Genomic DNA, 9,021 nt, shown 5'->3' with positions numbered 1-9,021 from the left:
GCGCAGCCCTGAACCAGTCACGCAGCGCTAGCGGAGTGTATACTGGCTTATTATGTTGGCATGAGTGCGGGTTCAGGGGAAGTGCGTCATGTGGCAGGTGTGATATGTGGCTCAGGAGCGTACGCAGTACTATGCACGAGCAGATGAAATGACGCCTCCTCGCTCACTCGGTCGCTGCGCTCCGGCCGTTCGACTGCGGCGGGCGTTACGGACGCTCACGGAGCAGAAAGTTATCCACAGAGTCAGGGGATAACGCACAACGCAACGTGTGCGCAAAAAAAAGAAGCCCGGGAAAAGGCCACGGCGTTGCCGTTTTTCCATAGGCTCCGCCCCCCTGACAGGCATCACAGAATCTGACGCTCAAATCAGTGGTGGCGAAACCCGACAGGACTATAAAGATACCAGGCGTTTCCCCCTGATGACTCCCTCTTGCGCTCTCCTGTTCCCGTCATGCGGTGTCCGTGTTGTGGTGGAAGCCTGACCTACATCACCACGTCCCGTTCCGTTTAGACAGTTCGCTCCAAGCTGGGCTGTGTGCAAGAACCCCCCGTTCAGCCCGACCGCTGCGCCTTATCCGGTAACTATCGTCTTGAGTCCAACCCGGAAAGACACGACAAAACGCCACTGGCAGCAGCCACTGGTAACAGGAGTACACGAGAAGATAGATAAGAGGTCTTGAAGTAGTGGCCTAACAGAGGCTACACTGGAAGAACAGTTTTGGTAATGGCGGTCTCGTGAACCCTGTTACCGGGTTAAGCAGTTCCCCAACTGACTTAACCTTCGAAAAACCGCCTCCCCAGGCGGTTTTTTCGTTTACAGAGCAAGAGATTACGACTCATTGAAAAGGATCTCAAGAAGATCCTTTATGGATTACCACCTGTTTCACTGCCGAGCGTGACGCCAGTCACTGTTGATGACGGTGAGACCGCCCCGCCACCGGTATCGCGGACATTATTAACCTGACATGCTGCCAGTATCATCGAAACCACGATTACACCCAAGAAAAGTACTCTTTTCATGTTCAGTCCTTTTATTTTTATAATTATCCGGATGAAAGGAGCCTTCGATGAAGGCTCCGGTACTCAATTATACTGATTTGAAACCTGGCTTGCCGTTAGCAGCTCGCCATTCTTTGACTGTTTTAACAATACCCTCAGGACTATCATCTTGATCATCTTTCGGATAATAAATCAGGTCAGAGCCATCAGGATGCTCAGTTAATCGACGAAACTCATCGACTAATTTATTATCGTCTTCTTCTGTTGCTCCCTCAGCTAAACAAATTTTCCGAACGAATTCTAAAAACTCAGCTTCGGTGTAGTCAGAAATCATTTTCTTTTCCATCTCACTTATCCCCTTTGTGGATTTCAATATGTCGTTTTGGTGTGGTTACACGAATACTATCAACATCATAAACAGCACCACCTTTACTGATGGGTTTTACATGATGAAGTTCAAAACGTTGACGCCCACCAACGCGTTCAGATTCAGGTACAAACGGAGACAGACCATTTTTAATGTTGGTTCTGTTCTGTTTTTTAAACTGACTATTTAACTCTGATGTATCTGATGTTGCTTTCCAGAATGCCTTACGGAATGCATCAAAGCTCCCGAACTCACGCCCGCGCAGCTTATCTGCAATTTGACTCGGGATCGGAGCCCCGTAGCCAACAGAAGCATCACCAAGCCAGTTACTGCCTACCTGTTTACCATTCCCTTCAACAGTACCGGACATGTTACGCGGGCTACGGTACATCACATACAATGGTTTCAGTCCAGATTCCGCCGGGAATATGAGGATAAAACCGTATGTATCCTCCTCTTCCACAGGCAATGTTGTCGTGGTTATGCCCTGAGGAACAACATTCTGGCCTCCGGTATGCACAATCTCTTCCGGAAGCGGAACCGGGCCAGAAAGCCCCAGAGGACCGTTAACACCGGGTGCATCTGCCGGGCTCACCAGAATGGTCTGCGCCGGCACACCCGGCATCGCAGGCAGCGTATACCCCCAGTATCCGGTTTCCTTATCAAGAACGGCACGCACAACCGGAACATTACCGGCAACAGGTGAACGTACCAGCTGCGTCTCCAGTACGCCATTGTCACGAACAAACAGACGACCGTACACCTGCATGGCAACGCCTGTACCGCTGTCTGCTGCCTGAGCCAGAGAGGTGCCGTCAGGCAGCGACAGGACATCTCCCGGTATCAGACCGCTGACATCGCGACCCGGTACCACATCGCTGCCTGCACCGGCCTTTTCCGGCCACAGAAGCGCAGCAATGGTTACAGCAACGGGTCCCGCAAGGCTGGCTGTAGCAATCCCACGCAACTCAGCCAACGCGGCGGTAACTCGCGCCCACACCCCACCGGATACATCAGTACCCAGCGTGACCCCTCCGCGGGCGGCAACCGCCCAGGCCACCGGCACACTCTCCATCGGAGCGCTTACCGGAACGCCCCTCACTGACTGGATATCCGCAGAAAGAAGTTTGTCTGCCGCAGCCTGTCTGGCCCTCTGCTTACTGGCCTGTTCAGCAGCCTGACGAGCCTCTTCTGCTGCTTTATTTGCAGCATCGGCACGGCGCTTCTGTTCTGCTGCCTCAGCCTCTTTTCGGGCCTGTTCTGCTGCTGCAACCCGTGCAGCCTCATTCCTTGCCGCATCCAGGGCGGCGACAGCGGCAAGACGGCGCGTTTCTGCGTCACGCGCTGCAATATCAGCACCAGCACTGGCCTGCTCTGCCGCCCCCGCCTCTGCTGCAAGATTAGCGGCATAGTTGCGCTTATTGATGGCATCCGTCTGAGCGGCATCACGCTGGGCAACCGTAATTCCGGTTGAGTTCCATACCGTATAGGTCAGGGTATGATTGGCTGTATCCCGGGTAATAGTTTTGTTGTACCCGAATGTTCCGTTCTTGACTGAATAGCTGGTTCCGGCCGGTGATTTTCCTGTGATTTTAGCCAGAAGAGTTGTATACGCCTGCTCAGCCTGAATCGCTTCGGTATTAGCAGAAGTCGCGGCCTGCCGTTTTTGTTGAGCAACAGCACGCGCACCTGATGCAGCAGAGCTGGCAGCGCCGGCATCACGGGTCGTCTGATCGAGCGCAGCTGTGGCCTGGCTGACGGATTGCGTGGCACCGGCAATTCTGGCTGCTGAAATCGCGTTCTGTCGCTGTATTTCCGCTGCTGCATTTGCGGCGGCGGCTTCTGCCTGATGACGGGCGTTATTCGCCTGATTCACCTGCTGCGCATTCTGAAGATCAGTTGACACCTGTGTTACCGCCTGAGCCATGGTCACTTTGGCTGAATTGCTTGAGGTGACAGAGATAGTGCGCTCCGCTGTGTCATGTTCCCTGGTGACACGGTCGGGCATCTCGTCATGTGCACGCTGCCAGGCACGGGTGATTTGCTCCCTGGCCCCTGCCTGTTTATCAACCGGCAGTGCATCAAAGGCAGCCCTCATACTGACATAGGCAGGTGTTTGTGTTGATGCAATTGAATTACGCGGAAGACCGTTTAACAGGGCCTCCCGGATAGCTGCATTAATTAATGCGGAATTAAGGGGGCCAGACTGAGCCCAGTTACCGGCTGAAGATGAACCAGATCCGGACGAACCACCTGTTCCGGAATGGTTACCTGAATTTCCTGTGCTGCCACCGCCTGGTGCCGGTTCAGAACCGCGTTCACTACTCCAGGATGTGCCATCGCCAACGCCACCACCATAGTTAAATCCGGGCATATCATTATCCTCATTTTTATTGTTTGACTTGTTCTTCTGAGAAATCAGGTGTGCGGTTTATTGCCTGCCGGAAACCACCGGGCGGGTTAACCGGCAGGCTGTTATAAGTACTCTGCCACACCATAAATACTGTACATAAAAACATGTTTTTATATACAGTATTTTGATGTTACACCTTGGAAAATCGTGTCGTCAACAGGGTTTTTTTGCCCGTCATTCAGCACCGGCTGACAACCCATGACATTCCGTGTTAAAACCGAAGCATGGTCACACTCTGGAATACGGGACACACAGGAGACACTGTCACTTTTATGGCATGGCACACAGTTCAGGACGCACTGAAACTAACAGGAAAATCGCGTTCACAATTATATCGTGATATGGCCAAAGGCCTTGTCAGCTATAGAAAAGGGAAAAATAATCGCCGGGAGTTCGAGACCAGTGAACTGATCCGGACCTATGGTGAGCTGCGTACACCTGAGACACCAAAAAGGCACAGAAAGGGACATAATGAAATCAACAATGGTTCGGACGAAACTCCGCAGATAGCGGTGATACAGCAGCAGCTGGCCGCTCTGCAACAGACCGTAACCCTGATGCTTGAGGATAAAAACGCCCGCGAGGCCGAACGCCGACAACACGATGAAGAGCGGACACTGCTGCAGGCCGAAATCAGCAGACTGAAAGGGGCTCTGGAACAGGAAAAAAAACGCAGCATCTGGTTCAGACTTTTTCGCCGCAACACCTGAGCGATAAACGCTATTAGTCCCCTGTCCATCGTTACTCCATGAAAGAGGAATTCTGATGCCATTACCGGAAAGAATGAGACCCGTGCGGGCTAACCGAAAACAAATGAAAGAGCTGGTCACACAGCTGGATGAAATCCTCGCTTATATCGATAATGGGATGGAGGAAAACAATGAGGTGCTGCAACAGTTAATGGCAGACTGGAATGCCAGGGTTGTTAATCCTTGCGGATTCACCGATTTCCGGGATTTTTCCTCCTGGACCAGCGCACAGGATTTTACCCGGATGGCGCTGAACCAGGATAAATACATCGATGATTTTACCTGGCCGGAACTGGTCTGTGTGATCAACGTCATCTGCAAAGCAGAAGGGCGGGAATCGGATCACAGTTATGCGCTGCAATTACTGGAGGTGAATTTCAGGGCAAATCCACTGGATCTGATTTATCATCCTGACAGCTGGTTCCAGGATAAGGCTTTATTTCGGTTAAAACTGACGACAGAAGAAATCGCAGGCTACCTGATGAAAAAGTCAGGACGCTGGCTCACTGATGCGCCAGATATCACGCTGAAATATCCCATTCCGGACGATGTTTACGATTAGGTGCAGAGCCACTGATTTACCATAACACCCGTTGTCGGCATCAAAAAAAGCCCGCATTGTCAGCGCATAGCGGGCTTCAGTCGTAAACTTCGCGGCGATGTCCAATCGTGGCGGCAAGGATAACAAGCTAGTCATCTCGGATCTCACACAGAACGCGATAATCTCCCACCCGATAGCGCCAGAACTCGCCCAGCTCACCTTTGAGCGGCTTCCCTGGCTGGCGAGGATAGGCAGCAATTGCAATGCGTAAATTGGTGGGCTACGCCGGAATCCCAGAAAATTCCGCCGGTAAACACCAATGTCTGATATTGGTGTTTTTTTAGTGACAGAAAGCCCTGCGGGGCTTTTTTCCTCAAGAGGAAGAGATTACTCTGAGGAAAATAGAGGGTTTGTATACGGTTCGTCGGAACGAGGGAATGGCTCATGCGTAGGAGAAAAACCAACAACTAAAACAGTTCCATCCTGCAGCTTCTGGTAATGAATGACTGCATCTGATGTTTGCCCTGTCGCATTAAAATTCAAATTAAATGTCATGCTTCGAAGGCGACACTCTCCGTATGGGCCGCAGTGGTAGTGCCAATAATTACCTTCTTCATATGCATCCGTACATGGGATCTTCGTTTCCTGATCCGTTAACCAGGAGGGTTTATTCTTCCCTGGTAAAGGTCTCTCTTCTGTAATCCCTGACAAGAAATCAGCCAGAGCCAGTCGTTGCTCTTGGGTCATGTGAGGAAGATCGACAAAAAGCTTCTCGTTCAGCGTCCCTGTCTGGAAAGCTGAATGCAGTTCAAACTTATTGAATTTTATCGTCATCAACGCTTTCCACTTACTTTTTAAAGCAAGTAGATAGCATATCAAAGATCGCTTCTTTTGACTGCGGGGTATTACATTTTAACCCTGCAGATGTTTGATTTTTTTGCGAACGCGAGAGCAGTACTTCGTCAGCACGAGATTTGTACTGCTGACGGCATTCTGCGTCGCCGTTGCTTTTACCAAATCGTACGTTAGCCAACATATGAATCCTATGTTCAGGGTGTGAGTGAAGAACGAACTAGTGTTCGCCCTTAACTTCATGTTAAGAGCATGCTTCGTGACCTGTCACGAAAAGGCGTACTTTTTGGGTAAAAATGGGGTGGCGTTAGCGCCACCTTAATAATAACTACTCTTACAAACACTATGTTATAGTGTTTGTAAGAGTAGTTATCTCTTGATAGATGATTCAAAAAAGCCACGACAAATGAGCCACAGCGACGACAAAGAAAAAATCGATTATCCGGAAACGCTCCTGTCTATATGGGGGAGAACGATACTCAGCTCCGGATGGACAACTGTTCCCAATGAGTTGCTAAAAAACCAAGCAGAGCTGGGCATCAGCAACTCTGAATTAGTGCTTATCATTCACTTGATATCGTTCATGCATAGCGCTTCAGCAAAAATATTCCCATCCATCGATTCACTTGCTGAACGAATGAACCAAGACAGAAGAACTATTCAACGAACCATACAGCGACTTGAAGATAAAGGGCTGATACGAAAGAGAGTTAGATCGACAGGTAAATACGATATAGGGCTGAGCAATGTATACGACATATCTCCTCTAATGTTGAAAATCATAAACATACAGCTACCAACAATGTCCCCACCACCAAACACTCACGTTTGCCCTAAATGTAAGAAATTCGCAAAGTCGGAATCTGAAATAGAAAGGTTGTTTGGTTACCGAAGAGTGTCTCCGGATAAAGTGGTAATTCAAAGTTGGTGCAAAGAGTGTCGTGGAGCCCCGAAGAAAGTAGAGCATTTACCATAACGTCTCATTACGCGCACCGCTAAAACAGCATGATGGCGTTTCCGGGGTCAGACGGGCGAAAGTCGTGGCTGTGAAACCGAAAAACCACCGGAAACACGCCCGGTAAATTTTAACCGTCTGCATGACCATGCAGCCAGATGAATAACGCCGGATTTCACCGTAATCAGGTAACGAAACGTCTGTTTCCGGCAAAATTCTCAGTCACCGTACTCCCTGTCTCCCAGCTCCAGGGTTTTCTCATGCTCCCGCTGTTTCTTTTCCGCCTCCGCCAGTTCGTGCCGCTGCACTACCGGCTCAAACGACTCAGTTGCCCGCTCAAGTGCTCCACCTGCTGACTCAAGCGCATGACCTGCCCGCTCAGCCGCTCGTTGTCCCGTTGCATAAGACCACACATCTTCCGCAATTCCCCGAAGGCGCTCTCCCACTCGCCCAGCCTTTGCGAGTAGTCCTGCTGTAGCTGCTCTAACGCGCTCAGCAACTGTCTTTCCAGCTCTGTCATCGCCCCTTACTCCTTCACCAGCTTCACCGCGTTCCGCTTCCCGTTGCCCGTTTTCAAACCCGCTTCGGCTTTCACTCCCTTCGGCAGTACCAGAAAGCGTCCGTTGCTGTCTTCCTGGTACATCACGCCCCATGTCTTCGCGTTCAGCTTCGACAGTGTCGCGTTCTGCCGGTCGATTTCCGCCAGGTTCGACGCTATCAGGCTCCCCTGATACCACAGCACCCCGCTCAGGCTGGCGCACAGCAGCCCTGACACCATGGTGATGGTCAGCCACGTCCGCCCGACCATACTCATCACGCTCAGCCTGTTCGACTGCATGGCTTCGGTCATGCCCTTCTCGTGGGCGCTGATGGCGTCGCTTATTCTCAACAGACTTGAGTTCAGTGCCTCGCTGACAGACTTCTCGTGCCCGCTGAAGGCGGCTTTCAGCATTTTCTCGGTAGACTGCTGCTGCTCTCTCGATTTCTGCTCCAGGTCCGTCGCCAGCTTCAAAAGACTGCTCATAAATCGCTCCCTTCAGTCGGATGTTCCGCCCCCCGTCAGGGTCGGCAATGCTGATACTGTTTTTTGTGGTCCGCACCACCTCAAAACCTGCCGCCGTGAGCGCCTCAGTAACGTCCTGACGCGTTTTCAGCTCTCCGACCACGCAGAGACGCACCAGACCGTCCGTAATCGCCTCAGCGGCTTCCTGCTTCGTTTTCGGCAGGGTGTTCGGCGTGACCAGCGTCCGGCGGTTCTCCGGCGCGTTCGGGTCGTGCAGCCCCAGACGGGCATTCACGATGGTCTGCCAGGCATCAATACGCGGACGGTCGGCACGGTCGTAGTACGGCTGCAGCCGCTTCCCGGTCAGTAATTCGGTGTTCGGGATAAGAAAGTTCAGCTCCAGACGGCCCTTGTCCCGGTGCTCCACCCACAGAATGCTGTACTGGTCTTTATCGAGTCCGGGCATCAGAACCCACTCAAAGCTGTCCATCACTTTTTCGCGCTGGCCCGCTGGCAAATCCGCCTCCGCGAACGACAGCACCCCTGACGTGTATTTCTTCGCATACGGCGAGGCGTCGATAAGCTCCCGCACTTCTTCTGGCTTCCCCTGCAGAACGCTTGCGCCCTCTCGCTGCCGGTCCTTACCCAGCAGATAGTCAACCGGGCCGGAACCACCGCCGCGACCTCTGGCGTGAAATTTAACGATCATCGTCCAGCCTGTCCTCCAGTACCGCATGCCGCAGCCGCTCAAGTCCGGCGTCGATGGCCATCAGCGTGGACACAATCTGAACACGGTCATGGCCGCTCCCACCACCGGCATTCACCCGACGCGCTATCTGGTTCAGGTTGTTCCCCATTCCGGCAAGCTGGCGCAGCAGCGCAGGCGCAAGTGTGGGAAGTTTGCCGGCCCGCGCCGGCTTCTCGTCCAGGCACGTCTGGCGCATCCACGCCGCGAGCTGTTTGCCGTCGCAGCGTTCCAGCAGTCGCCGGTGCTCGTCTTCCGTAACCCACAGGGTGAGCATTTTGGTGCGTTTCTCGGGCAATCAGGCCTCCTGATAACGCCGGGACGGGCGGGAAATATTTTCCCGGTCGGCGTGGCGTTGGACAAGCCGCAGGCGCGTCAGGCTTTTAGCAGGTTTCGGG

At 52.4% G+C, this 9,021-nt stretch carries 10 protein-coding genes; 3 read left to right on the top strand and 7 right to left on the bottom strand.

Annotated features, from left to right (window positions below):
• Nucleotides 1-863: 863 nt before the first annotated feature.
• The 3 genes from FOY93_RS23470 to FOY93_RS23460 all read right to left on the bottom strand — a co-directional run bounded on the left by FOY93_RS23470 (nucleotide 864) and on the right by FOY93_RS23460 (nucleotide 3,739).
• Nucleotides 864-1,019 (bottom strand): colicin release lysis protein, encoded by a 156-nt coding sequence (locus tag FOY93_RS23470; protein WP_143345856.1) that lies wholly within the window; start codon nucleotides 1,017-1,019, stop codon nucleotides 864-866.
• 67 nt (nucleotides 1,020-1,086) lie between these two features.
• Entirely contained in the window at nucleotides 1,087-1,344 is a 258-nt protein-coding gene (locus tag FOY93_RS23465; protein ID WP_143345855.1) for a bacteriocin immunity protein, read from the bottom strand.
• Between the two features lies 1 nt (nucleotide 1,345).
• Nucleotides 1,346-3,739 carry an S-type pyocin domain-containing protein gene (locus FOY93_RS23460; RefSeq protein WP_232057410.1) on the bottom strand — a complete coding sequence of 798 codons (2,394 nt, stop codon included), beginning with the start codon at nucleotides 3,737-3,739 and terminating at the stop codon, nucleotides 1,346-1,348.
• A gap of 311 nt (nucleotides 3,740-4,050) precedes the next feature.
• Here FOY93_RS23460 and FOY93_RS23450 point away from each other — a divergent pair, with 311 nt between their 5' ends.
• A complete protein-coding gene (locus tag FOY93_RS23450; RefSeq protein ID WP_143345854.1) occupies nucleotides 4,051-4,488 on the top strand; it encodes an entry exclusion protein 1 in 438 nt (145 codons plus the stop codon).
• 55 nt (nucleotides 4,489-4,543) lie between these two features.
• Nucleotides 4,544-5,089, top strand: coding sequence for a hypothetical protein (locus FOY93_RS23445; RefSeq protein WP_143345853.1), 546 nt, complete (start codon nucleotides 4,544-4,546; stop codon nucleotides 5,087-5,089).
• 127 nt (nucleotides 5,090-5,216) lie between these two features.
• Here the strand turns inward: FOY93_RS23445 and FOY93_RS24000 are convergent, their stop codons facing one another.
• A complete protein-coding gene (locus FOY93_RS24000) occupies nucleotides 5,217-5,333 on the bottom strand; it encodes a type II toxin-antitoxin system RelE family toxin (protein ID WP_442876337.1) in 117 nt (38 codons plus the stop codon).
• 122 nt (nucleotides 5,334-5,455) lie between these two features.
• Nucleotides 5,456-5,902, bottom strand: coding sequence for a hypothetical protein (locus FOY93_RS23435; RefSeq protein ID WP_072071849.1), 447 nt, complete (start codon nucleotides 5,900-5,902; stop codon nucleotides 5,456-5,458).
• A gap of 424 nt (nucleotides 5,903-6,326) precedes the next feature.
• On the opposite strand from FOY93_RS23435, the gene FOY93_RS24185 reads away from it, so the two are divergent.
• Complete coding sequence (locus FOY93_RS24185) at nucleotides 6,327-6,896, top strand: helix-turn-helix domain-containing protein (RefSeq protein ID WP_072071848.1); 570 nt, start codon at nucleotides 6,327-6,329, stop codon at nucleotides 6,894-6,896.
• Nucleotides 6,897-7,093: 197 nt separating this feature from the next.
• Here FOY93_RS24185 and mbeA read toward each other — a convergent pair whose 3' ends face one another.
• Together mbeA and FOY93_RS23410 are read right to left on the bottom strand one after the other, a co-directional pair.
• Entirely contained in the window at nucleotides 7,094-8,587 is a 1,494-nt protein-coding gene (gene mbeA / locus FOY93_RS24180) for a plasmid mobilization relaxase MbeA (protein WP_442876336.1), read from the bottom strand.
• Nucleotides 8,577-8,900 carry a MobC family plasmid mobilization relaxosome protein gene (locus FOY93_RS23410; RefSeq protein WP_172621959.1) on the bottom strand — a complete coding sequence of 108 codons (324 nt, stop codon included), beginning with the start codon at nucleotides 8,898-8,900 and terminating at the stop codon, nucleotides 8,577-8,579. Before FOY93_RS23410 ends, mbeA begins: the two co-directional genes overlap by 11 nt.
• Between the last annotated feature and the right edge of the window lie 121 nt (nucleotides 8,901-9,021).

The organism is Enterobacter sp. 18A13 (assembly GCF_007035975.1).
GTDB classification, from domain to species: domain Bacteria; phylum Pseudomonadota; class Gammaproteobacteria; order Enterobacterales; family Enterobacteriaceae; genus Enterobacter; species Enterobacter vonholyi.
Note: the sequence above shows the minus strand (reverse complement) of the source record. Positions and strands in the feature narration are given on the sequence as shown.

Coding starts and splice junctions, on each gene's coding strand:
- FOY93_RS23460 (WP_232057410.1), bottom strand. CDS start 3,739: ATGCCCGGATTTAACTATGGTGGTGGCGTTGGCGATGGCACATCCTGG.
- FOY93_RS23410 (WP_172621959.1), bottom strand. CDS start 8,900: ATGCTCACCCTGTGGGTTACGGAAGACGAGCACCGGCGACTGCTGGAA.
- FOY93_RS23435 (WP_072071849.1), bottom strand. CDS start 5,902: ATGACGATAAAATTCAATAAGTTTGAACTGCATTCAGCTTTCCAGACA.
- FOY93_RS23465 (WP_143345855.1), bottom strand. CDS start 1,344: ATGGAAAAGAAAATGATTTCTGACTACACCGAAGCTGAGTTTTTAGAA.
- FOY93_RS23445 (WP_143345853.1), top strand. CDS start 4,544: ATGCCATTACCGGAAAGAATGAGACCCGTGCGGGCTAACCGAAAACAA.
- FOY93_RS23450 (WP_143345854.1), top strand. CDS start 4,051: ATGGCATGGCACACAGTTCAGGACGCACTGAAACTAACAGGAAAATCG.
- FOY93_RS23470 (WP_143345856.1), bottom strand. CDS start 1,019: ATGAAAAGAGTACTTTTCTTGGGTGTAATCGTGGTTTCGATGATACTG.
- mbeA (WP_442876336.1), bottom strand. CDS start 8,587: ATGATCGTTAAATTTCACGCCAGAGGTCGCGGCGGTGGTTCCGGCCCG.
- FOY93_RS24185 (WP_072071848.1), top strand. CDS start 6,327: ATGAGCCACAGCGACGACAAAGAAAAAATCGATTATCCGGAAACGCTC.